Source organism: Nocardia sp. NPDC004415 (genome assembly GCF_053602435.1).
Genome location: NZ_JBSGDP010000013.1, coordinates 62,191 through 84,039 on the forward strand (window position 1 = coordinate 62,191; position 21,849 = coordinate 84,039).

Sequence of the window (21,849 nt, forward strand, 5' to 3'; positions counted from 1 at the left end):
GCCGCTTCGTGACGATTCTCGGAATCGGTTTGGACTTGGTGACCATCTCCGAGTTCGCCGAGCAGCTGCAACGGTCGGGCACGACGATGCTCAGGGAGAGCTTCACCGCCGGTGAACGCCGCTACTGCCAGAGCAAACAGACCGACCCGGCCCGCAGCTTCGCCGCACGCTGGGCCGCGAAGGAGGCGGTGCTCAAAGCCTGGGCATCGTCTCGCTTCGCGCGCAGCCCGCAGATCGGGGACAACCCGTATCCGCTGATCGAGGTCGTCAACGACGCCTGGGGCAGGCCGAGCATCAAACTGCACGGCCTGGCCGCGGAATTCCTGCCCCGCGTGCGGGTGCACCTGTCGCTGACCCACGACGGCGACACCGCCGCGGCCATGGTGGTCCTGGAAGACCCGGGCGAACTCGCCGATCTGATCGAGGGCAGGGAAACGACCCGCTAGACCTCGCGCACCGTCACTCCGTGGCGGTGCGCGATTCCTTTTCCGCTACCAGCAGATACGCGACCATGAGCCGCTTGAGTTCGGCGACGGCGTCGGCATTGGACTGTTCGTCCTGGACCGAGAAGTTCAGCATCGAGTAGACGACGTGCACCAGCACCTCGGCCATCATGGTGCGCCGGGCGCGCGGGGTGCGCGGGGTCAGCGGCCGCAGCATCTGCGAGACCACCTCGGCGAATTCCTTCTCGTGCAGCGCGCCGGTGGCCCGGGTCGACGGGGTCGACTGCATCGCCAGCCACACCTCGCGCCGCGAGGGATCGGTGGTCCACAGGTTGGCCAGGTGGTCGACGAACTGGTTCATGTGGCGCAGCCAGTCCAGCGAGGGCACCTCGCCGTGGAAGTCGGCCAGCTCCCGCGACACCGCGACCAGGTCCTGGCGGTTGAGCTCGCAGACGATCACGTACTTGTTGGCGAAGAACTGGTAGAGGGTGCCGATCGGCACCTCGGCGCGCTGGGCGACCTCTTCACAGGTGAACGACTCGAAACCCACCTCGACCAGCAGTTCCCGTGAGGACTGCAACAGCGCGTCGAACTTGCGCTTGCTGCGCTCCTGGGTCGGCCGCTTGCGCGGCATCAGCTCCTGGGGGTCGTCCTGCAATTCCAGCGCAGGGTCCGGACGGCTCTGCTTGGACCGGGCCCGCGCGTGTACTTCCACTCATCCAGGCTAGCGGTACCTCGACGTTCCCGACACGCGCATACCGACAGCGTGTCAACAACGGGTCGGCGATCGGGTGATATTCCACCCATCCGGCCCGTGACCGGTGACGAATCATCAGATGAGCGTGCGTGCATCCGCGCGGGCCCTGTGCGGCCCCGGTCCGCACCGATTCACACAGTTTCGCAGGGGAAGGCAAGACTTGTGGCAGCAGGATCTGTGGTAACCCTCGGCGTCAGCACCGAGCGAGGAGCCGTGCACGCGGTCGCGTTCGCGGAATCCGGTGGCACCCTCACCGATCGGATGGTGTTGCGCCGCACCATGCGTGCCGGTGGCGACGGCAAGGCGGAGGTGGCCGCGGCGGTGCACACCGCGCTCGACGCGCTCGCCGCCGAACTCGACGACGACTGCGAGATCGCCGGAGCGGCAGTGAGTTACCGCGACGCGGCCGAGCGGCGCGCGATCGTCACCCGGCTGGCGACCAGCGACTGGAACACCGCCTCGCTGGTCTCGGCGAAATCGGCGCACCTGTTCGTGGCGGGCGCGATGACCTGGCTCGACGAGTTCGACAATCTGCTGGTCTACGAGGCGGTGCCCGGCTACCAGGCCATGACCCTGGTCGACCCCGGCCGCCACCGGGTGCTCGCCGCCTACGCGCAGACCGGCGCGCCCACGCCCGATGCCTTGCGCGCGGGCGTGTCCGCGGCCTGGGACCAGTTCGACGCCGCCTCGGTGAAGCCCGGCGCGGTGGTGCTGGTCGGCTCCTCGGCCGACGCGCCGGCGGTGCGCGAGGCGGTCGCCGGGTTCGGGGTGCCGGTGCTGCCGTGCCGGCTGGCGCCGTTCGCACCCGCCGCGGGCGCCGCGCTGGTGGCGCTCGGTGACGCCACCGAGGTGCCGGTCGCGGTCGCGCCGCGGTCCAAGCGGGGGACCGCGCTGGTCGCGGCGGCCGCGAGCGTGCTGGCCGGTGGACTCGTCGCGGGCGGGTCCTACGCGGTGATGAACACCGGGCCGACCGCGGTGGACAACACCGCGGTGTCCTCGGAGCCCGGCGCCGCCCCGGCGGGTCCGGTAGCGCCGAAGGCCGCCGACATCCAGCAGACCGTCGACGCCGGATCGGCGGAGACCGGCGCGGTACCGCAGGCTCCGGAGCTGTCCGACACCTCGCAGTACGAGACGGTGTCGCCGAACCCGCAGCTGGTCGACCCCGCCGAGTTTCCACTCGACTATCCGACCCAGCTCTACGGTGACGCGCCGCAGGAGGACCCGCTGCCGCTCGAGCCCGCGGCGCCGCTGGTGCCGCAGGTCCCGGCGGCCGCGCCGACCGTGCCCGGTACCGGTATCCCGATGAGCATGCAGCCCGCCCAGGCCGTCACCCCGGAGGGACCACAGTCCCAGTCCGCCGACTGAACACAGGTGAGGGCCCGCGACGATCGCGGGCCCTCGCTTGTGTCAGGCCCGGGTGCGGCGGCGGAACAGCGCGCCGGCGCCGAGATATCCGGCCAGGGCGATGCCCGCGCACCAGAGCACGGCGAGCAGGGCGCTGTCGCCGATCGGCGTGCCCATGAGCAGCCCGCGCATCGTCTCGATCACCGGCGTCACCGGCTGGTTCTCGGCGAACCCGTGCAGCCAGGTCGGCATCGACTCGGTGGGTACGAACGCGCTGCTCACGTAGGGCAGGAACATGAACACGAAGGTGAAACCGTTGGCCGCCTCCGGATTCCGCGCGAGCAGGCCGAGCGCGGCCGCGAGCCAGGACAGCGCGAAGATGAACAGGGCGAGCAGCCCGACGACCCCGAGCCAGCGCAGCGGATCGGCGGTCGGCCGGAAGCCGATCAGCATCGCCACCCCGATCACGAGCCCCGAGGTGATCAGATTGCGCAGCACGCTCTCGACGACGTGCCCGGTGAGCACCGCCGAGCGGGCGATGGCCATGGCCCGGAACCGGTCGATGATGCCTTCGGCGAGATCGGTGGACAGCGCCACGGCGGTGGTGGACGCGCCGAAACCCGCACACAGCAGGATGATTCCGGGCACCACGTAGTCGACGTAGGCGCCGCGGCCCATGCTCATCGCACCGCCGAAGACGTAGATGAACATGAGCAGGATGATCACCGGCAGCGCGACGGTCATGATCATCATGTCGGGGCTGCGCAGGGTGTGCCGGATATTGCGGTCGAGCATCGTGGCGGAGTCGTGCAGGGCGTTCACGCGGCGACCGCCGATCGGGGCTGACCGGTCAGGGCGAAGAAGACGTCGTCGAGGTCGGGGGTGTGCACGGTCAGCTGTTCGACGGCGATGTCGAGTTCGGCGAAGCGGTCGAGCAGGTGTTTCATCTGCGCGGCGCTGCCGTCGGAGGGCACCTGGAGGGTCAGCTGGTCGGGGTCGGCGTGGCCGCCCACCGCGACCGACGCCGCGGCGGTGAGCAGCCGCGGGTCGGCGAAGCGCAGGCGCAGGTGTCCGCCGGGGACCAGCCGTTTGAGTTCCTCGGCGGTGCCGTCGGCGACGATGCGTCCGCCGTCGAGCACGGCGATCCGGTCGGCGAGCTGGTCGGCCTCCTCCAGGTACTGGGTGGTGAGGAAGATCGTCGTGCCGCTCGCGGCGAGTTCGCGGATCGAGGTCCACAGGTCGCGGCGGCTGCGCGGATCGAGTCCGGTGGTCGGCTCGTCCAGGAAGACCATGCGCGGGCGGCCCAGCAGACTCATCGCGAGATCGAGGCGGCGGCGCATTCCGCCGGAATAGGTGTTGACGGGCCGGTCCGCGGCGTCGACGAGGTCGAAGCGGTCGAGCAGCTCGGCGGTGCGGCGGCGGATCTCGGACCTGTCCAGGTGCAGGAGCCTGCCGACGAGCCGCAGGTTCTCGGTGCCGGTGAGAACACCGTCGACGGCGGCGTACTGGCCGGTGACGCCGATCAGCCGCCGGACCTCGTCGGCCTCGGTGACCGCGTCGTGGCCGAAGACGTCGATCTGCCCGCTGCCGGGCTGGATCAGGGTGGCCAGGATGCGGACCAGGGTCGTCTTGCCCGCGCCGTTCGGGCCCAGCAGGGAGAAGACGGTGCCCGCGGCGACGGTCAGGTCCAGATCGTCGAGGACGACGTGATCACCGTAGGACTTGCGCAACCCGCGGATGGTGAGGGCGGGGACGGGAGGGGAGTGCATGAGGTTCTCCGATCGAGAAACTGTTTATATGATAAACATAGTTTATAGAGTAAGCAGTTGATGAGCGCAAGGGTGGCCACCGCTAGAGTCGAGGCGAGCGGAGGAGGTAGGAGTCGATGACGACGTCCGGCGACACGGCATTACCCAAGGCGGTCGAGCTGATGTGGGGGCTCGGGCAGTCCGGCGCGCGCGGCCCCCGCCGCGGCCTCACCCTCGATCAGATCCTGGACGCGGCCGTCGAGGTGGCCGACGCGGAGGGGTTCGCGGCACTGTCGATGGGCCGGGTCGCCAAGCAACTCGGCTTCACCGCCATGTCGCTGTATCGCTATGTCGACAGCAAGAACACGCTGATCGATCTGCTGATGGACCGGATGGTCGGGCAGCCGCCCGTCATCGCGCCGGGGACATCGTGGCGGGCGGGGCTCGAGCAGTGGGCGCTGGCCGAGTTCGACCGGATCGGGCGGCATCCGTGGTGGATGGACATCCCGATGTACCGGCCGCCGATGGGCCCGAACAATATGGCCTGGCTCGAGACCGCGCTCGGCGTGCTGGCCGGGGCGGCGGTGCCGATGCCGGTGAAGTTGCAGCTGGTGATGAACGTGTCGATGTTCGTGGTCAGCAAGCGGCGGTTCCTGCGCGACCTGGAGGTGGACGAGGGCGACGACTACGCCACGGTGATGGCCAGGGTCCTCGACCCCCAGCGTTTCCCGTCGGTCACGGCCGCCCTCGCCACCGCCGCGTTCGATGACGATGACGACATCGACTGGGAGCGGGCCGATTTCGAATTCGGTCTGGCCCGCTTGCTCGATGGTTACGAGGTGTACATCGCCGGATTCGGCGACTGACTACACCGACAGGTCGCGGCGCAGCTTGGCGACGTGGCCGGTGGCGCGCACGTTGTACTGAGCCACCTCCACGACGCCCTTCTCGTCGATCAGGAAGGTCGAGCGGATGACGCCGGTGACGGTCTTGCCGTACATCATCTTCTCGCCGAACGCGCCCCATTCCTTCAGCACGTCGCGCTCGGGATCGGACAGCAGCGGGAAGGTGAGGCCCTCGGCGTCGCGGAACTTGGCCAGCTTGGCGGGCTTGTCGGGGGAGATGCCGACGACGTCGATGCCCGCGCCGCCGAGCTCGGCGAGGTTGTCGCGGAAGTCGCAGGCCTGCTTGGTGCAGCCCGGAGTGCTGGCGGCCGGGTAGAAGTAGACGATCACCTTGCGGCCGCGATAGTCCGACAGCGACACGTCCTTGCCGTCGGCGTCGGGCAGCGTGAAATCGGGGGCGGGGTCTCCGGGGGAGAGGCGATGGTTGTCGGTCACCACCGCACGGTATCCGACCGGCCCGGTCGGGGGCATGGATAGACTCGTCGGCGAGCAGCAGACATTTACCTGGAGGTGACGGTGGCCAAGGACGACACCGACCGGATCGAGCGCGAGATCGAGATCGCGCGCGCCCGGTTGGCGACCACACTCGACGAACTGGCGGTGCGCGCCGATCCGCAGCGGATCGCGGACGACACCAAAGCGATGGTGGTCGCCAAGTTCAACGAGCCCAAGGTCAAATACACAGTGATCGGCGCGGGCGCCCTCGTGGCGGGCCTGCTCCTGATCAAGATCTTCCGCCGCTGATACTCCGGCGGTAAACGAAAACACCCGATGCGGCAGCAGCCACATCGGGTGTTTTTTGCGTTCTCTTACTGCGTGGGGCAGGCCAGTCCGTCGCCGTCCGGGTCCAGGTGGGGGGAGTAGCCCGCTTCGCCGCGGAACAGGGGGGCGCGGCCGGCGGCGATGGCGTCGTCGCAGCTGCGGAAGGCGCCGCCGGCCGAGCCGGACTGGACCAGGTTGGCCGAGCCGGTGGCACCGAGCAGGGAGTCGAAGCTGGAAGAGCCGGTGCCCGCGGAGCCCGACACCACGTCGGCGTTGGCGACGGGGGTGACGAGCAGGCCGAGGCCTACGGCGGCGAGGCTGACGGTGAGCCGACTGACGTTCATGAATTCCTCTATGTCTGCTGCGGTTCGGATGTGGGCCCGGACACGTGGAATGGCGGGCGGCCCCGTCCACAATTGTGACGGGGCCGCCCGTTGTCAACCGCGCCGCCGCACCCGATCGCCGCGACCCGCGGTCGGCTATTCGCCCAAGCGCCGACCGGTGAGATGTTCGGCCGGGACGGTGCCCATGCGACCGGCCTGGAAGTCCTCCATGGCCTGGATGATCTCTTCCTTGGTGTTCATGACGAACGGGCCGTACTGGACCACCGGTTCGCGCAGCGGGGTTCCGCCCAGCAGCAGTACTTCCAGATCGCCGGTGGCGGTGTGCTGTTCGGTGTCGGCGGTGAGGCTGATCACGTCACCGGCGCCGAAGACCACGAGCTGTCCGGGGCCGATCGGCCTGCGGTCGGTGCCGACCGTGCCGCTGCCCGCGAGCACGTACGCCATGGCCGTGAAGTGTTGCGGCCATGGGGTTTCCAGTTGGGCGCCGGGGCTGATCGAGGCGTGCGCGTAGGCGATGGGGGTCTGGGTGGAGCCGGGGCCGGTGAAGCCGCCCAGCTCGCCCGCGATGATGCGGACCAGGGCGCCGCCGTCGTGCGAGCTCACCAGGGTGAGTTCGCCGGCGCGCAGGTCCTGGTAGCGCGGGGTGGCGAACTTCTTGGCGCGGGGCAGGTTCACCCACAGCTGGATGCCGTGGAAGGTGCCGCCGGAGATGACGAGTTTCTCGTCGGGCAGTTCGTCGTGCAGCATGCCGGAACCGGCGGTCATCCACTGGGTGTCGCCCTCGCCGATGACGCCACCGCCGCCCTGCGAGTCGTGGTGGACCATGATGCCGTCGAGCATGTAGGTCACCGTCTCGAAGCCGCGGTGCGGATGCCAGGGCGCGCCCTTGGCCTCGTAGGGCTCGTAGGCGACCGGGCCCATCTGGTCGAGCAGGATGAACGGGTCGGCCGAGCGCAGATCCACACTCGGGAACGGGCGGGTGACCTCGAAGCCCGCGCCTTCCTGCTGGCGGTGCGCGCTGGTGATGCGGCGCACGGGCCGCTGGGTCTCGGTGACGTCCGGGCGGGGGAGCCGGGGCAGCACCATGATGTCGTCGACGGTGACAGCTGGCATGGGGAACGCCTCCTGAAGTGAATCCACGTAGCTTGGTTTCCATGTCAACCTTACGCACTCTAGGATAATTCCCGTGACGAGATGGCTCTCCGAGGCGGAGCAACAGACCTGGCAGGCGTTCATCAAGATGCGCCAGCGCCTGGACGGGGCGCTCAGCGCGGGACTGAGCGAACACGGCCTGTCGATGGCCGATTACGAACTCATGGTGGCGCTGTCGGCCGCGCCGAACGGCTGCCTGCGCGCCAAGGAACTGGTGGCCGAGGTGCGCTGGGACAAGTCCCGGCTGTCCAAGCAGCTGGCCAGGATGGCCGCGCGCGGGCTGGTCGACCGGGTGCCCGCCGCCGACGACGCGCGCGGCGTGGTCGTCTCGCTGACCGAACACGGCCGGGAGGTGCTGCGCCGGGCCGCGCCCGAGCACGTGGAGCTGGTGCGGGACCTGTTCGTGGACAAGCTGACCGAGCAGGAAGGCGCCGCGCTGCGCTCGTTGTCGGCGAAGGTGATCGCCGCGGCGGACCGGACCTGTTCGCCGGGTTAACGAGTCCGGGCGCGCCGGCGATGCACAGAGGTCGGGGTTCGAGCGTTCGGACGAAGGGGCGGCCATGCGGATCGGCGGAACACAGGTCTTGATCGGCGCGGCGTGTGCCCTGGTGCTGACCGGGTGCGCGGAATCGAAACCGCTGGACTATCCGGGGTCGACCTTCCTGCCGAGCACGTCACCGGCTGCGGGGCCGACCGGTGGCGGCACACCCGCCCCGGACATCACGGCGCCGACCGGTGGGGGTACTCCGGCCCCGGCGGTCACCGGTGGCGGTACCCCTGCTGCACCCGCACCGACCGGCGGCGGCACGCCCGCCCCCGCGACGGGGCCGACCGGTGGCGGCACGCCGGCCCCGGGGCCCGCCACAGTGGTCGTCACGCTGGTCGCCGTCGATGCCGCCGGTCAGCCGCGCGACGGCTTCACGCTGTCCAGTCCCGATCCGGTGAGCTCTCTGAGCTGCGTCGATGCCGTCCCCAGCCGGTCGGCGACCACCGCGGGTATCTACCACTGCGGCCCGTCCGCGGCGTCGGCCGATGTCTGCTGGCCGACCCCGGACAAGGCCGCCCTGCTCTGCGGTTCGGACCCCTGGGAGCGCACGCTGCGCAAGTACACGGTCGACCCGCCACTGTCCCCGATAGGCCGCACCGAATCCCCCGAACCCTGGGCACTCGAACTCGCCGACGGCCGCCAGTGCCGCATCCGCGTCGGCGGCGCCTGGGGCGGCCGCTCCGACGGACTGGTCGGCGCCTACTCCTGCTCCGGCGGTCACGATGTCGTCCTGCAACCGTCGAACGCCGACACCGCCATCGACACCTCCTCGCCCACCTGGAAAGTAGCGGTCGGCCCCCTCGGCTCGGGCAACCCCGACTTCCCGCCCCCGGCGAACATCGAGGTCCGCACCGCCTACTTCGCCGCCGCGAGCTGAACGACCGGGGGCGACCTGTCTCACGCAGTGCTGATCACCCTCGGCCGAGGATCCGGCGCTCGCCGCCAGGCCCGCCCAGGGGCTGTGTAGCCCACTCCGGGGCTGCGGAGCTCGTCGCCTGTGGTGCCCCGCAAGCCCGGCGGAATGAGAGCCGCGAAGGTCGGCTGGTGCCGCCAGGCCGACGGTGCTGGGAGACACTGCGATACGGCTCAATGGTGCTTGCGGCTCGCGGGGATGAGCTGACGCGCGTAGGCGATCGCGGCGCCGGTGTCGGGGAAGACGCTGTCCTCGCCGCCCGAGGGCAGCGCGCCCATCGCGGTCAGGCGGCGGTGGTGGTCCGGGCGCAGGCCGGAGAACAGGACCGTGATGTGGCGGTGTTCGAGTTTGCGGACGGCGTCGGTGAGGACCAGGGCGCCGGTGGTGTCCAGCGCGGTGATGCGCGACATCCGCAGGATCACCACCCGCACGTCGGTGACCTCGGCCAGCTCCAGCAGGAAGCGGTGGGCGGCGGCGAAGAACAGCGGGCCGTCGATGCGGTAGGCGACGATGTGGTCGCGCAGCAGCGCGTGTTCCTCGCCGAGATGATCGGACTCGTCGAGCGGGACCTGGTGCAGCCGGGCCTCTTTCGCGACCGCGCGCACCGCGAGAACCAGCGCGAACCCGATCCCGATCACCACGGCGGTGACCAGGTCGAAGCCCACGGTGACCACGAAGGTGATCGCCATGACCACCGCGTCCCCGCGCGAGGCCCGCGCGATGGCCGCCAGGGACGCGGCCTCCACCATGCGCACGGCGGTTGCGAGCAGGACACCGGCCAGTGCCGCGATCGGGATGTCGGCCACCAGGCCCGCCGCGCCGTAGACGATCCCGGCCAGGATCGCCGCGTGGGTGAGTGCCGCCAGCGGCGTGCGCGCACCGGAGCGCACATTCACCGCGGTCCGGGCGATGGCACCGGTCGCGGGCACGCCACCGAACAGCGGCGCCGCGATATTGGCCAGGCCCTGCCCGAACAATTCGCGATCGGGATCGTGACGGGTGCCCACCGCCATGGCGTCGGCGGCGGTCGCCGAGAGCAGCGACTCCAGCGCGGCCAGCGCGGCGACGGCGAGCGCGGGCAGCAGCAGCGCGGTCAGTTCGTCGAGGCGCAGGAATTCCAGTGAGGGCGCGGGCAACCCGGCCGGGATCGCGCCGATCCGGGCGAGATCCAGGTGGAACACGCCCGCGCACACCGTCGCGAGGACCACCGTGACCAGGGCGAACGGCAGCTTCGGCAGGTATCGGCCGCCGACCAGGATCACCACGGCCACCGCGAGCGCGGTCACCGGCGCGGTGGCGTGCGGGTCGGCGAGGAAGCGGCGTACCGCGTCGAAGGCCGACTGCCAGACCTTCTCGCCCTCGGCCCCGGACACTCCCAGCGCGCCGGGGAACTGCTGCAACGCGATCACCACCGCGATCCCCGCGGTGAACCCCTCGATCACCGGGGCTGGCATGAACCGCACCGCCCGGCCGACCCCGGCGAAGGCCAGCCCGACCAGCAGCACTCCGGCCATCAACCCCACGGTCAGCACGCCGGACGCGCCGTGCTCGGCCACGATCGGCACCAGCACCACGGTCATCGCGCCGGTCGGTCCGGAGACCTGGAAGCGCGAGCCACCGAAGACCGCGGCAAGCGCACCGGCCACGATCGCCGTCGCCAGCCCGGCGGCGGCGCCGAGCCCGGAACTGATGCCGAATCCCAGCGCCAGCGGCAAGGCCACCAGTGCCACGATCAGCCCCGACAACAGATCCGGACCCGGTGCCCGGAAGGCGGGCTGCCATGCCGACCAGGTCGGCAGCAGGGCCCGCATGGTCAGCGGTTGCCGAGCAGACGCGACTTCAGCGCGGCGAGCTGCTCGCGCAGCTGGTCGGGTAGCCGGTTGCCGCCGATACCGGCGAACCATTCGTCGATGGAGCGGGTCTCGGCGACCCACTCCTCGGTGTCCACGGCCAGGGCCCGCTCGACCAGGGCACGATCGGTCTCGCTCAGCCCGGACAGGTCCAGTGCGTCGGCGGTGGGAACGTAGCCGATCGGTGTCCACCGCGCCTCGGCGCCGCCGTCGAGGCGTTCGAGCGCCCATTTCAGCACGCGGACGTTGTCACCGAAGCCGGGCCACAGGAAGGTGCCCTCGGCATCGCGCCGGAACCAGTTGACCTGGAAGATCTTCGGCAGCTTCGCCGGATCGGCGGTCGCGCCCAGCTGCAGCCAGTGCGCGAAGTAGTCGCCGACGTGATAGCCGAGGAACGGCAGCATGGCCATCGGGTCGCGGCGCACCACCCCGACCGCGCCCGCCGCCGCGGCGGTGGTCTCCGAGGACAGCACCGAGGCCGTGAACACCCCGTGTGCCCAGTCGAAGGTCTCGGCGACCAGCGGCACCGTGCTCGCCCGGCGACCGCCGAAGAAGATCGCCGAGATCGGCACGCCGGTCGGGTCGTTCCACTCCGGCGCCACCGAGGGGCACTGCTCGATCGGGGTGCAGTAGCGCGAATTCGGATGCGCCGCAGGTGTTTCCGATGCGGGGGTCCAGTCTTTGCCGCGCCAGTCGGTGAGATGTGCGGGCGGCTGCTTCGTCAGGCCCTCCCACCAGACGTCGCCCTGGTCGGTGAGCGCGGTGTTGGTGAAGATCGAATTGCCGCGGTCGATGGTGGCGATCGCGTTGGGGTTGGTGCGCTCGCCGGTGCCCGGCGCGACGCCGAAGAAACCGGCCTCCGGGTTCACCGCGTAGAGCCTGCCGTCGGCGCCGAAACGCAGCCAGGCGATGTCGTCACCGATGGTCTCGGCCCGCCAGCCGGGCAGCGCCGGTTCCAGCATGGCCAGGTTGGTCTTGCCGCACGAGGACGGGAACGCCGCCGCCACATAGTGCGTCCTGCCCTGTGGCGAGGTCAGTTTCAGGATGAGCATGTGCTCGGCCAGCCAGCCCTCGTCGCGGCCGAGAACCGAGGCGATGCGCAGCGCGAAGCACTTCTTGCCCAGCAGCGCGTTGCCGCCGTAGCCGGACCCGTAGCTCCAGATGGTGCGCGATTCGGGGAAGTGCGCGATGTATTTGGTGTGGTCGCACGGCCACGGCACATCGGCCTGCCCCGCGGCCAGCGGAGCGCCGACCGAGTGCAGGCACCGCACGAATTCGGTGTCGCCGCCGAGCTTTTCCCAGACCGGCGTGCCCGAGCGGGTCATGATCCGCATCGAGACGGCCACGTACGCCGAGTCGGTGATCTGCACGCCGAACTTCGGTTCGGCGGCGTCGAGCGGGCCCATGCAGAACGCGATCACGTACATGGTGCGGCCGGTCATGGCGCCGCGGTAGTGCTCGGTGAGCACGGTGCGCATGTCGACGGGGTCGACCCAGTTGTTCGTGGGGCCCGCGTCGGCGGGGTCTTCGGAGCAGATGAAGGTGCGGTCCTCGACGCGGGCGACGTCCTCGGGATCGGACACGCACCAGAAGGAGTCGGGCTTGGCGTCGAGGCGCACGAAGGTGCCCTTGTCGACGAGTTCGGTGGTCAGGCGATCCCACTCGGCGGGGGACCCGTCGCACCAGACCACACGGTCGGGCGTGGTCAGCGCGGCGATCTCGTCGACCCAGCGCAGGACGGCCGGATGCGCGGTGGGGACCGTCGCAGGCACGGAGCTCGCGGTCACGATTGTTCCCCTTCTCACCTTGCTAGGTGTCTAGTTTAGAAAATACGCAATCAGTGGGAACGGGTCGATCCGGTTCGGTGGATGCCGGATCAGGCGACGGTGGTCTCGGGGGGATTGTCGAGTAGTTCGGCCTGACCGGCGACGACACCGGTGAGGATGGCGCGAGCCACGGTCAGCAGCTCTTTGACCCGGGGCGAGGTGAGCTCGTAGGTCACCGACAGGCCCTCGCGGCGGGCGGTCACCAGCCCCGCGCGGCGCAGGATCGCCAGCTGTTGAGACAGGTTCGCCGCCTCGACGCCGACTTCGGGCAGCATCTCCGAGACGGCGTGCTCGCGCTCGCTGAGCAGCTCCAGCACCCGGATCCGCACCGGATGGCCGAGGGTTTTGAAGAAGTCGGCCTTCATCTGATAGAGCGGCCTGCTCAGTCCTGGCACCGTGCTGAGTCCCGTCCTGCCGTCGGAGGTAAGGTGTTTTCTAACTTTAGCAAACAGGCTAACAGGAGAGATATGCCCATCGCCTCGCTCAACGGCATCCAGCTCAACTACGACGTCACCGGGTCGGGCCCGCTGGTCCTGCTCGTGATGGGCAGCGGCAGCCCCGGTCGCGTCTGGCGCAGTTACCAGGTCCCCGCCCTGGTCGCGGCCGGATTCCGGGTGGCGACCATGGACAACCGCGGGATCGCGCCGTCCACCGAATCGGCGTCGGGCATCACCATGGCCGATCTCGTCGGCGACACCGCCGCGCTCATCGAGCACCTCGGCGCGCCCGCGCACGTCGTGGGCACCTCGATGGGCTCGCGCGTGGTCGCCGAACTCGCGCTGGCGCGGCCCGAGCTGCTGGGCAAGGCGGTGCTCTTCGCCGCCACCGCCCGCCCGCATCCGGTGACCAGCACGCTGAGCCGGGGCGAGCAGGCGCTCTACGACAAGGGCATCCAGCTGCCGCCGGAGTACGCGGCCGCGGTCAAGGCCATGCTGAACCTGTCCCCGCACACCCTGGCCGACCCGGCCAAGGCCCAGGAGTGGCTCGACATCTTCGAGTTCACCGCGGGCAAGGCCACCGCGGGCACCCGCGCGCAGGCGGGTATGGACCGCTCGCAGGACCGTCGCGCGGCCTACCGTGCGATCACCGTGCCGAGCCTGGTGGTCGGGTTCGCCGACGATCAGATGGTGCCGCCGCGCTTCGGTCGCGAGGTCGCCGAGGTCATCCCGGGGGCCACCTACACCGAGATCGAGCGGTGCGGGCACTACGGCTACCTCGAGCGCCCGGACGAGGTGAACCGCGTCCTGATCGACTTCCTGGCCTAGTCCCCGGCCGACCAGGGCCGCATGGGCGGTTTGACCCACAGCAGCTTCTCGTCGGCGTGCGCGCGCACCGCCGCCGGGTGGCCGGGGTTGCGGGCGGCCCAGGCGTCCTTCTGGTCGAGCAGGTCGGCGACCACCCGCCAGGTCTCGCCGGTGCTCGGCGGGTTGGTCTGCGCGGCGCGGGCGAGCTTGCGCAGGGTGGCGGCGTCGAGGGTTGTCAGTTCGGCGCTGCGGATATCGCGCGACCACAGATAGGCGGCCAGTCGGCGGGCCTTGGCGACGCGGCCGGCGTTGGCCGCGTCGGAATGCGCGTGATCGGGTGCCTGATCGGCGCTGTCTGGCACGTCGGCGATTCTACGACGAACGCCCGTGCCCCGGTCGACGATGACCGGGGCACGGGCGTTGTGTGCGTCAGCAGCTGTCAGTACGCGCTGTTGACGTTGTCCATCGAGCCGTAGCGCGAGGCCGCGTAGTTGCAGGCCGCGACGATGTTGGAGACCGGGTTCCAGACATCGAACGGGGTGCCCTCGACGTGGTACGCGGCGAAGGTGGGGTCGATCACCTGGAGCAGGCCCTTGGAGGGGATGCCGTTGATCGCGTTGATGTCCCACAGGTTGATCGCCTGGGGGTTACCCGTCGACTCGCGCATGATGTTGCGGTGGATGCCCTCGTAGCTGCCGGGGATGCCCTTGGCGGCCATGATGTCGAGGGCCTCACGGATCCAGCCGTCGAGGTTGTTCTCGTAGGTCTTGGGCGCCGGTTCCGGCATCGGGGCCGGAGCGGCCTCGGGGGCGGGCGCCGGAGCGGCCTCGGGAGCCGGGGCGGGGGCGGCCTGCACGGCCGGGGCCGCGGCGGCGGGGATGTTCTCCGCCTGCTCGACGACCATCGCAGCACGCTCGGGAACGCTGTCGTCGGCGAAGGAGACGGCGGAGGACGCGGCCACGGCGACCAGGCCGACCGCGGCGACCGCCACGGTGAACGCCTCACGACGCGAACGACGGCCGATAACGGTGCTGAGCTTGTCTTTGTTGAGCATTGCTGTTCTGTTCCTTCATCTCTGTCTGGCGAGCACCGGCCCGGTGTGGAGTACGGTGGATCGCGGCAGCGCACGCAGCGGCGCACGCCGGTCAGGCGATGTGTTGTTTCTGTCTGTATGGGGAAGGTGCGACGCTGTCAGGGAGTGGGACGCTCGAGGGCTGTCCATCGCGTCGCACGGTGCTCCACAGCTGGCTGCGGGGAGACCACGCGCTGTTTGGAACTTCCGGAAGTTGGGTACTCCCGCTCTAACCAAACCGCAGGTCCGTTTGTGACCTGATTGCAGAATGGTCACGGTAAGTGAACGCAAGGTGAACGAGACCTGAACGGCAAACGATGCCGATCTTGGTCGGTTCCCGCGGGGGTTGCGGAATCGTTATGTATGCAGGGGGTTTGCTCCCGTTACCGCAGTGGCGGGCGTCACAGAAAAAGATTGCCCGAATCGGGTTTCGCGGGCGTTTGCGCAGCTCGAAGCTGTCCGAATCGGTGTCCGAGTGACATCAGTGCCGAAGTCCATGGCCGTTCGATAACGAGACCGTGACCGTTGCCCGACGACGGCACCGGACGCAGAAAGACCGCATCCCGGCAGTTGTGATAACTGCCGGGATGCGGTCTGTTGTGCGCCATCAGGGACTCGAACCCCGAACCCGCTGATTAAGAGTCAGCTGCTCTGCCAATTGAGCTAATGGCGCTTGGTTTGCTGTGGATCGCGGCTCCTGGACTCTCTGTCCGGCCCCGCTCTCCGGTGCGGAACAAACATTAACAGGCTCGGGGGCGAAACGTGAAATCGGGCTCTGACCAGCGGGAACGCAATGCTGTTCGCGTTGTTAACGGCGGCGGCCCCCGGACGTATCTAACGATTGTGAACTGGTCGTGTCGCGGGGGCTTTCCCGTTGGTGCGGGCCGGGCGGGCTGGCAGAATGACGGGACGACGATCTCGAACGCCCCGCCGGCGCGGTTGGCATGAACGATTCAGTCGGTGGGATCTGCGGCGCACTGGTTATTGCGCCGGTACGGAAACGGGGTTGACATGGGTAAGAAGCGGGGGCGACCTCGGTCGCTACGGACGTTCGTTCCGGTCGTGCTCGTCGCGGTGCTCGCACTGGGCGTCTCGGCCTGCTCGTCGGCGGAGGGCACGGGGGTGGAGGCGGCGATCGATCGCAACCCCATCACCGAGCTGATCAAGCCGAAGCTGGTCTCGGCGATCAAGGACGGTCAGGTGGGTGTCTCGCCGGGGATGCCGCTGGGCTTCCAGGTCGAGGACGGCACCTTCACCGACGTGAAGCTGACCAACCCGCAGGGCAGCGCGGTCGCGGGCAAGCTCGCCGCCGACGGCCGCTCCTGGGAGACCACCGAGGTCCTCGGCTACGGCAAGACCTACACGCTGACCGCGTCGGCGATCGGCCTGGGCGGGGCCAACTCCACCCGGCTCTCGTTCACCACCAGCTCCCCGGACAACCAGACCAAGCCGTACCTGCTGCCCGGTGAGGGTGAGGTCGTGGGCATCGGCCAGCCGGTGGCGATCCAGTTCGACGAGAACATCCCCGACCGTCGCGCCGCGCAGGACGCCATCAAGATCACCACCGAACCCGCCGTCGAGGGCGCCTTCTACTGGGTGAACAACCGCGAGGTGCGCTGGCGGCCGGAGAACTTCTGGGCACCGGGTACCAAGGTGTCCATCGAGGTGAACGTCTACGGCAAGGACCTGGGCAAGGGTCTGTACGGCCAGGACAACATCACCTCGTTCTTCACCGTCGGTGACGCGCAGATCTTCACCGCCGACGACAACACCAAGCAGGTGGTGGTCGAACGCAACGGCCAGGTCGTGATGACCATGCCGACCTCGATGGGCAAGGACAGCACGCCCACCGACAACGGCGTCTACATCGTCGGCGACAAGTTCGAGCACATCATCATGGACTCCTCGACCTACGGTGTCGCGGTGGACTCGGCGGCCGGCTACCGCACCCCGGTCGACTTCGCCACCCGGATCTCCTACAGCGGCATCTTCTTCCACTCGGCGCCCTGGTCGGTGGGGCAGCAGGGCTACTCCAACGCCAGCCACGGCTGCCTGAACCTGAGCCCGGCCAACGCGCGCTGGGTCTACGAGAACGCCAAGCGCGGTGACATCACCATCGTCAAGAACACCGTCGGCGGCACCCTGTCCGGTGTCGACGGACTCGGTGACTGGAACATCCCGTGGCCGGAGTGGAAGGCGGGCAACGCCGACGTCGCCTGAGCCGCGGTCAGCGAAAAACGAAGGGCCACCGGAGATCTCCGGTGGCCCTTCGTCGTGATCGGGGTGGTTCAGGCCGGGGTCGGCAGGTCGGCGCAGTCCATCATGGCCTCGCCCGCCACGGCCAGCGCGCTGCCGAGGGCGCCGCACAGGATGCGGCCGCCGAACAGCAGGCGGTCCAGGTTGGGCAGCCCGGCCGAGCCGGTGCCCGAGGAGCCGGTGGTCTCCAGGCCGGTCGTCGATCCGCTCTGCGCCGAGCCGGATTCGGGCAGCTCGCTGGGCAGGCCCGCGCCGACGGGGGCGCCGGGGACCTCGGCGGTGAACTCGGTGAGGGGCAGGCCGGGGGACGCCGCCGCGGTGCCCGCGACGGGACCGAGCACGGTGGCGGCCGCGAGGGCCACGACGACGGTGGAACGCTTCATCAAGTGGTCTTTCCGGTCGAACGCTGACGAGAGATGCCACACACCTGGGCGGCGGTCCAGAGTGTAGCGGGCCGGACGTGAGGTTCGTCATGAATCCGTCATGTGATCGCTCAGGCGGTGGCGCGGTGATCCTCGCCATGCAGTTCGGCGGTGATCCCGGCCGTCTCGCCGACGGCGATGCGACGTACTCCGCACCGGCAGCGCTGATAGGTGACCAGACCGTCGCTGGTGCGGTGCCAGGACTCGATCCGCCAGGTGTGTGCGTGGTGGGTGCTCATGCTTCGAGTCTGTTGTAATGGCATTGTGCATTACAACCATTACGGCCGGGAGCCGGTGCTGCTCGGCATCGAGCTGCTCAACGAGCCGTGCGCGAGCGCGGCGGAGCTGGGGGAGCGCTGTGCCGCCGCGGGGCTGGTGCTGTCGTGTGCGCCCACCGAGGCCGATCGCGCCTCGGTGACGGAGTTCCTGGCCCGCTGGCGGCAGGTGGTGGTGGCCGCGGAGCGGGGGGAACGCGCCGCCCTGCTCAATGTGCTGCTGGGCGAGTACGCCGCGGCACCGCGGCTGACCGACCACGCCGGGGACGGCTGGCATCTGCACTTCCGTGACCCCGGGGTGGCCACCGACCGTCAGATCGCCGCGCTCATCACCGTGGGCACCGCACTGCATCTGACCGGGCTCGGCATGGATCGCCTCGGTGGCTGCGCGGCCGAGGGCTGCGAACGGGTTTTCGCCGACAACTCCCGCAACGGCACGCAACGCTTCTGTAGTCCGGCGTGCGCGAATCGGTCGGCGGTGCGCAGGCATCGTGCGCGGCGCGGGACCGGGCGCTGAGACGGAGAAAGCCCGGTCCGTGGGGACCGGGCTTTCTCGCTCGGGTGACTGACGGGACTCGAACCCGCGACAGCCAGGATCACAACCTGGTGCTCTACCAACTGAACTACAGTCACCATCACCGGTTATTCACCGGCGCGGTAAATAGTAGCGTGCCAGGGGGCGTATGCCCTAATCCGCTGGTCGGGGGCTCGATCCGGTGACATCCACGGCCTCGGTGGCGGCCGCCGCGGCGGCGGTGATCTCGGTGGTCGACGGCCCGGGCAGCGGGACGAACGCGGTGCGGCGGTAGTACTCGAGCTCGCGGATGGACTCCTTGATGTCGGCCAGCGCGCGGTGGGCCAGGCCCTTGTCCGGCTGACCGAAGTAGATGCGCGGGTACCAGCGGCGGCACAGCTCCTTGATCGAGCTCACATCGACCATCCGGTAGTGCAGGTGCGCGTCCAGTTCCGGCATGTCGCGGGCGATGAACCCGCGGTCGGTGGCGATGGAGTTGCCGCACAGCGGCACCGTGCGCGCGGCGGGCGCGTACTGGCGGATGTAGTCGAGGACCTCGGCCTGGGCCTGCTCGAGGGTCACGGTGGAGGCGCGGACCTCCTCGGTGAGACCGGACTTGGCGTGCATCTCGGCGACGACCGGGGGCATGCAGGCCAGGGCGGCGTCGTCGGCGTGGATGACGATGTCGACACCGTCACCGAGGATGTTCAGGTCGCTGTCGGTCACGAGCGCGGCGATCTCGATCAGCTTGTCGCTGTCGAGACGGAGCCCCGTCATCTCGCAATCCATCCAGACCAAGAGTTTGTCGGACACCTGAGTCACCCTAACGGTGCGGTCCCCGCCCGGATCGCTAGGTGCGTCGCGTGGGCGAGGCGGCGCGGTTGCCCGCGACATCCCCGGATGACCGGCATCGAGGTGACCGGCGGGGATACAGTTTGCCCTGGACTTGCGTACGGCTCGGTGACCAGACGGAGGACGCGCGAATGACCACCCCTCAGGAGAAGGCAGCGGCGGCTCGCAAGGCGGCCGAGGAGGCGGCCCGGGTGGCCGCGGAGGCGGCGCAGGCCGCCGAGGCCGCCGAGCGGGAGGCCGCCGCGAGTACCGAAACGTCCACCGCGCCCGCGCGATCGGGGGCCGCGGCGGAGATCGCGGCGGGGTATGCCCTCGACGGTGTCGCGCTGGAACTCGGCACGGTGATGGTCGACGGGGTCGCCGATCCGGCTGCGCGCGTGCGTATTCCGCTGCGCATGATGAACCGGCACGGGCTGGTCGCCGGCGCGACCGGAACCGGCAAGACCAAGACCCTGCAGGGCATCGCCGAACAGCTGTCCCGCGCCGGGGTTCCGGTGGTGATGGCCGATATCAAGGGCGATCTGTCGGGGCTCAGCGAACCGGGCGCCGACAACGACAAGATCCGGGCCCGCGCCGCCGAGACCGGCGCCACCGGCTGGGCGCCGAGTTCGTTCCCCACCGAGTTCGTCTCGCTCGGCACCGGCGGGATCGGGGTGCCGATCCGCGCGACGATCAGTTCCTTCGGCCCGATCCTGCTCAGCAAGGTGCTCGGCCTCAACAACACCCAGGAATCGACGCTGGGGCTGATCTTCCACTGGGCCGATCAGCGCGGCCTGGCCCTGCTCGATCTCAAGGACCTGCGCGCGGTGATCACCCATCTGACCAGCGCGGAGGGCAAGGCCGACCTCGAGGGCATCGGCGGGGTGTCGGCGCAGACGGCCGGGGTGATCCTGCGCGCGCTGGTGAATCTGGAGGCCGAGGGCGGCGACACGTTCTTCGGTGAACCCGAACTCGATCCGGCCGATCTGCTGCGCACCGCGGGCGGGCAGGGCGTGATCACGCTGTTCGAGCTGGGTCAGCAGGCCGCGCGGCCGGTGCTGTTCTCGACGTTCCTGATGTGGGTGCTGGCCGATCTGTTCCAGGTGCTGCCCGAAGAGGGCGATCTGGACCAGCCCAAGCTGGTGTTCATCTTCGACGAGGCGCATCTGCTCTTCGCCGAGGCGTCCAAGGCGTTCCTGCAGCAGGTCGAGCAGACGGTGAAACTCATCCGGTCCAAGGGCGTCGGGGTGTTCTTCTGCACCCAGCTGCCCACCGACATCCCGAATCCGGTGCTGTCGCAGCTCGGCGCGCGCGTGCAGCACGCGCTGCGCGCCTTCACCCCCGACGATCAGAAGGCACTGGCCAAGACCGTGCGCACCTATCCGAAATCGGCGGTGTACGACCTGGAATCGGCGCTGACCTCGCTGGGCACCGGTGAGGCGATCGTCACGGTGCTCTCGGAGAAGGGCGCGCCGACACCGGTGGCGTGGACCAAGATCGCGCCCCCGCGCTCGCTGATGGACACCATCGGCGAGGACGCCATCAAGGCCAAGGCACTGGCCAGCGCCCTGCAGGGCAGGTACGGGCAGACCGTCGACCGGGAGTCGGCCTACGAGATGCTGCTGGCCAGCGTGGCCGCCGCCGACCCGGCCCCGGAGGCCACGCCCGCGCCCGGCCGCGCCGAGCCGGACGACTCGGCCGCCGACCGGATCATGAACAACCCGGCGGTCAAGAGCTTCCTGCGGTCGGCGGCCAGCGCGGCGGGGCGCGAGATCAGCCGCAGCCTGTTCGGGACGCGGCGACGGCGCTGATCAGCCGCCCAGCTTCTTGTAGAAGGCGCCCGCGATCGGGGCGGTGAACGAGCGCGGGCCGTAGTTGCCCGCCACGCTCATGCCCTTGCTGATCAGGCCGGGCACGATGCGCATCTTGTTGCGCGCCAGCGCGTCGATGGACACCTTGGCGGTGTACTCGGAGGAGACCCAGAGGAAATCGGGGACCATCTTGTCGACGATCGACTCGTCCTCGGGTGCGGGGATCTCGGTGCGCACCGGGCCGGGCGCCAGCAGGGTGACATTGACGCCGCTGCCCTTGAGCTCGCCGCGCAGCGACTCGGAGAAGGTGTTGGCGAAGGCCTTGGAGGCCGCATAGGTGGCGTTGTTCGGGATGGGCATGTTGCCCGCGGCCGAGCCGCTGATCAGGATGCCGCCGGCCTTGCGCTCGATCATGCCGGGCAGCACGGCCAGGGTGAGATCGTGCACGGCGGTGGCGTTGAGTTCCATCTGCGCGCGCTCGTAGGCGAAGTCCAGTTCGGCGACCGGGCCGAAGGTCGCGATGCCCGCGTTGTTGCACAGGATCGCGATATCGCGCACGGCGAGCTCGTCGACCAGGCCGGCGCGCTGCGTGCGGTCGGCCAGGTCCACCGCGCGCACCTCGGCGGTGATGCCGTGTGCCAGCGTCAGCCGCTGGGCGAGTTCGGTCAGCACCTCGCCGCGTCGCGCGACCAGGATCAGCGAGTAGCCGCGCCCGGCCAGCTCGGCGGCCAGCGCGGTGCCGATGCCGGAGGAGGCGCCGGTGACGACGGCACGATTGTCTGCAGTGGGGGAGGGCAAGCTCACACCGGGAGCTTAGGGGATCGGCGGCGGCG

General features: G+C 69.6%; 25 protein-coding genes and 2 tRNA genes. 10 read left to right on the forward strand and 17 right to left on the reverse strand.

Features of this window, described 5'->3' with window-relative positions; all coding sequences use genetic code 11:
• Positions 1-8 precede the first annotated feature (8 nt).
• Positions 9-446: a holo-ACP synthase AcpS gene (gene acpS, locus ACWEMY_RS09055; RefSeq protein WP_110039378.1), complete on the forward strand. Its 438-nt coding sequence runs from the start codon at positions 9-11 to the stop codon at positions 444-446.
• A 13-nt stretch (positions 447-459) separates the two neighbouring features.
• On the opposite strand, the gene ACWEMY_RS09060 is transcribed toward acpS, so the two are convergent.
• Positions 460-1,077, reverse strand: a complete 618-nt coding sequence (locus tag ACWEMY_RS09060) for a TetR family transcriptional regulator (RefSeq protein WP_375937330.1) — start codon at positions 1,075-1,077, stop codon at positions 460-462.
• 285 nt (positions 1,078-1,362) lie between these two features.
• Between ACWEMY_RS09060 and ACWEMY_RS09065 the strand changes: the two genes are divergently transcribed.
• Positions 1,363-2,565, forward strand: a complete 1,203-nt coding sequence (locus ACWEMY_RS09065; RefSeq protein ID WP_452389549.1) for a hypothetical protein — start codon at positions 1,363-1,365, stop codon at positions 2,563-2,565.
• A 42-nt stretch (positions 2,566-2,607) separates the two neighbouring features.
• On the opposite strand, the gene ACWEMY_RS09070 is transcribed toward ACWEMY_RS09065, so the two are convergent.
• Both ACWEMY_RS09070 and ACWEMY_RS09075 read right to left on the reverse strand, forming a co-directional pair.
• Positions 2,608-3,339, reverse strand: coding sequence for an ABC transporter permease (locus ACWEMY_RS09070; RefSeq protein ID WP_452389591.1), 732 nt, complete (start codon positions 3,337-3,339; stop codon positions 2,608-2,610).
• 23 nt (positions 3,340-3,362) lie between these two features.
• Positions 3,363-4,313: an ATP-binding cassette domain-containing protein gene (locus tag ACWEMY_RS09075; protein ID WP_452389550.1), complete on the reverse strand. Its 951-nt coding sequence runs from the start codon at positions 4,311-4,313 to the stop codon at positions 3,363-3,365.
• Between the two features lie 116 nt (positions 4,314-4,429).
• Here ACWEMY_RS09075 and ACWEMY_RS09080 point away from each other — a divergent pair, with 116 nt between their 5' ends.
• Positions 4,430-5,158, forward strand: coding sequence for a TetR/AcrR family transcriptional regulator (locus ACWEMY_RS09080; RefSeq protein WP_452389551.1), 729 nt, complete (start codon positions 4,430-4,432; stop codon positions 5,156-5,158).
• Here ACWEMY_RS09080 and bcp read toward each other — a convergent pair whose 3' ends face one another.
• Positions 5,159-5,632, reverse strand: a complete 474-nt coding sequence (bcp, locus tag ACWEMY_RS09085; RefSeq protein WP_452389552.1) for a thioredoxin-dependent thiol peroxidase — start codon at positions 5,630-5,632, stop codon at positions 5,159-5,161.
• A gap of 75 nt (positions 5,633-5,707) precedes the next feature.
• On the opposite strand from bcp, the gene ACWEMY_RS09090 reads away from it, so the two are divergent.
• On the forward strand, positions 5,708-5,941 hold the full coding sequence (locus ACWEMY_RS09090; RefSeq protein ID WP_375936923.1) for a DUF3618 domain-containing protein: 234 nt from the start codon (positions 5,708-5,710) through the stop codon (positions 5,939-5,941).
• A gap of 65 nt (positions 5,942-6,006) precedes the next feature.
• On the opposite strand, the gene ACWEMY_RS09095 is transcribed toward ACWEMY_RS09090, so the two are convergent.
• Positions 6,007-6,303, reverse strand: coding sequence for an excalibur calcium-binding domain-containing protein (locus ACWEMY_RS09095; RefSeq protein WP_452389553.1), 297 nt, complete (start codon positions 6,301-6,303; stop codon positions 6,007-6,009).
• A 135-nt stretch (positions 6,304-6,438) separates the two neighbouring features.
• On the reverse strand, positions 6,439-7,416 hold the full coding sequence (locus tag ACWEMY_RS09100) for a pirin family protein (RefSeq protein WP_452389554.1): 978 nt from the start codon (positions 7,414-7,416) through the stop codon (positions 6,439-6,441).
• A 73-nt stretch (positions 7,417-7,489) separates the two neighbouring features.
• Here ACWEMY_RS09100 and ACWEMY_RS09105 point away from each other — a divergent pair, with 73 nt between their 5' ends.
• Together ACWEMY_RS09105 and ACWEMY_RS09110 are read left to right on the forward strand one after the other, a co-directional pair.
• On the forward strand, positions 7,490-7,951 hold the full coding sequence (locus ACWEMY_RS09105) for a MarR family winged helix-turn-helix transcriptional regulator (protein ID WP_452389555.1): 462 nt from the start codon (positions 7,490-7,492) through the stop codon (positions 7,949-7,951).
• A 64-nt stretch (positions 7,952-8,015) separates the two neighbouring features.
• Positions 8,016-8,879: a hypothetical protein gene (locus ACWEMY_RS09110; RefSeq protein ID WP_452389556.1), complete on the forward strand. Its 864-nt coding sequence runs from the start codon at positions 8,016-8,018 to the stop codon at positions 8,877-8,879.
• Positions 8,880-9,088: 209 nt separating this feature from the next.
• Here the strand turns inward: ACWEMY_RS09110 and ACWEMY_RS09115 are convergent, their stop codons facing one another.
• The 3 genes from ACWEMY_RS09115 to ACWEMY_RS09125 form a co-directional block, all read right to left on the reverse strand.
• Positions 9,089-10,726 (reverse strand): SulP family inorganic anion transporter, encoded by a 1,638-nt coding sequence (locus tag ACWEMY_RS09115; protein ID WP_452389557.1) that lies wholly within the window; start codon positions 10,724-10,726, stop codon positions 9,089-9,091.
• A 2-nt stretch (positions 10,727-10,728) separates the two neighbouring features.
• The gene (locus ACWEMY_RS09120; RefSeq protein WP_452389558.1) at positions 10,729-12,552 is read right to left on the reverse strand and encodes a phosphoenolpyruvate carboxykinase (GTP); all 1,824 of its coding nucleotides are present in this window, start codon (positions 12,550-12,552) and stop codon (positions 10,729-10,731) included.
• 89 nt (positions 12,553-12,641) lie between these two features.
• Positions 12,642-12,956: an ArsR/SmtB family transcription factor gene (locus ACWEMY_RS09125; RefSeq protein ID WP_375937327.1), complete on the reverse strand. Its 315-nt coding sequence runs from the start codon at positions 12,954-12,956 to the stop codon at positions 12,642-12,644.
• Positions 12,957-13,058: 102 nt separating this feature from the next.
• Here ACWEMY_RS09125 and ACWEMY_RS09130 point away from each other — a divergent pair, with 102 nt between their 5' ends.
• Positions 13,059-13,856 (forward strand): alpha/beta fold hydrolase, encoded by a 798-nt coding sequence (locus ACWEMY_RS09130; protein WP_452389559.1) that lies wholly within the window; start codon positions 13,059-13,061, stop codon positions 13,854-13,856.
• Here the strand turns inward: ACWEMY_RS09130 and ACWEMY_RS09135 are convergent.
• The 3 genes from ACWEMY_RS09135 to ACWEMY_RS09145 all read right to left on the reverse strand — a co-directional run bounded on the left by ACWEMY_RS09135 (position 13,853) and on the right by ACWEMY_RS09145 (position 15,580).
• Positions 13,853-14,197, reverse strand: coding sequence for a hypothetical protein (locus ACWEMY_RS09135; RefSeq protein ID WP_452389560.1), 345 nt, complete (start codon positions 14,195-14,197; stop codon positions 13,853-13,855). The two genes, ACWEMY_RS09130 and ACWEMY_RS09135, sit on opposite strands and share 4 nt — an antisense overlap.
• 77 nt (positions 14,198-14,274) lie before the next feature.
• The gene (locus tag ACWEMY_RS09140; RefSeq protein WP_375936899.1) at positions 14,275-14,889 is read right to left on the reverse strand and encodes a transglycosylase SLT domain-containing protein; all 615 of its coding nucleotides are present in this window, start codon (positions 14,887-14,889) and stop codon (positions 14,275-14,277) included.
• Between the two features lie 618 nt (positions 14,890-15,507).
• Positions 15,508-15,580: transfer RNA gene (locus tag ACWEMY_RS09145), tRNA-Lys, on the reverse strand.
• A 338-nt stretch (positions 15,581-15,918) separates the two neighbouring features.
• Between ACWEMY_RS09145 and ACWEMY_RS09150 the strand changes: the two genes are divergently transcribed.
• Complete coding sequence (locus ACWEMY_RS09150) at positions 15,919-17,127, forward strand: L,D-transpeptidase (RefSeq protein ID WP_375936896.1); 1,209 nt, start codon at positions 15,919-15,921, stop codon at positions 17,125-17,127.
• A 68-nt stretch (positions 17,128-17,195) separates the two neighbouring features.
• On the opposite strand, the gene ACWEMY_RS09155 is transcribed toward ACWEMY_RS09150, so the two are convergent.
• Together ACWEMY_RS09155 and ACWEMY_RS09160 are read right to left on the reverse strand one after the other, a co-directional pair.
• Positions 17,196-17,546: a hypothetical protein gene (locus ACWEMY_RS09155; protein WP_452389561.1), complete on the reverse strand. Its 351-nt coding sequence runs from the start codon at positions 17,544-17,546 to the stop codon at positions 17,196-17,198.
• A gap of 110 nt (positions 17,547-17,656) precedes the next feature.
• Positions 17,657-17,824, reverse strand: coding sequence for a hypothetical protein (locus ACWEMY_RS09160; protein ID WP_452389562.1), 168 nt, complete (start codon positions 17,822-17,824; stop codon positions 17,657-17,659).
• Positions 17,825-17,849: 25 nt separating this feature from the next.
• On the opposite strand from ACWEMY_RS09160, the gene ACWEMY_RS09165 reads away from it, so the two are divergent.
• Positions 17,850-18,377, forward strand: a complete 528-nt coding sequence (locus ACWEMY_RS09165) for a CGNR zinc finger domain-containing protein (RefSeq protein WP_452389563.1) — start codon at positions 17,850-17,852, stop codon at positions 18,375-18,377.
• Between the two features lie 43 nt (positions 18,378-18,420).
• Here the strand turns inward: ACWEMY_RS09165 and ACWEMY_RS09170 are convergent.
• Both ACWEMY_RS09170 and orn read right to left on the reverse strand, forming a co-directional pair.
• Positions 18,421-18,493 (reverse strand) — tRNA-His (locus tag ACWEMY_RS09170).
• 55 nt (positions 18,494-18,548) lie between these two features.
• Positions 18,549-19,187: an oligoribonuclease gene (gene orn, locus ACWEMY_RS09175; RefSeq protein ID WP_375936886.1), complete on the reverse strand. Its 639-nt coding sequence runs from the start codon at positions 19,185-19,187 to the stop codon at positions 18,549-18,551.
• Positions 19,188-19,357: 170 nt separating this feature from the next.
• Between orn and ACWEMY_RS09180 the strand changes: the two genes are divergently transcribed.
• On the forward strand, positions 19,358-21,016 hold the full coding sequence (locus tag ACWEMY_RS09180; protein WP_452389564.1) for a helicase HerA-like domain-containing protein: 1,659 nt from the start codon (positions 19,358-19,360) through the stop codon (positions 21,014-21,016).
• Here ACWEMY_RS09180 and cmrA read toward each other — a convergent pair whose 3' ends face one another.
• Positions 21,017-21,820, reverse strand: a complete 804-nt coding sequence (cmrA, locus tag ACWEMY_RS09185) for a mycolate reductase (RefSeq protein ID WP_452389565.1) — start codon at positions 21,818-21,820, stop codon at positions 21,017-21,019. It abuts the gene before it with no gap.
• Between the last annotated feature and the right edge of the window lie 29 nt (positions 21,821-21,849).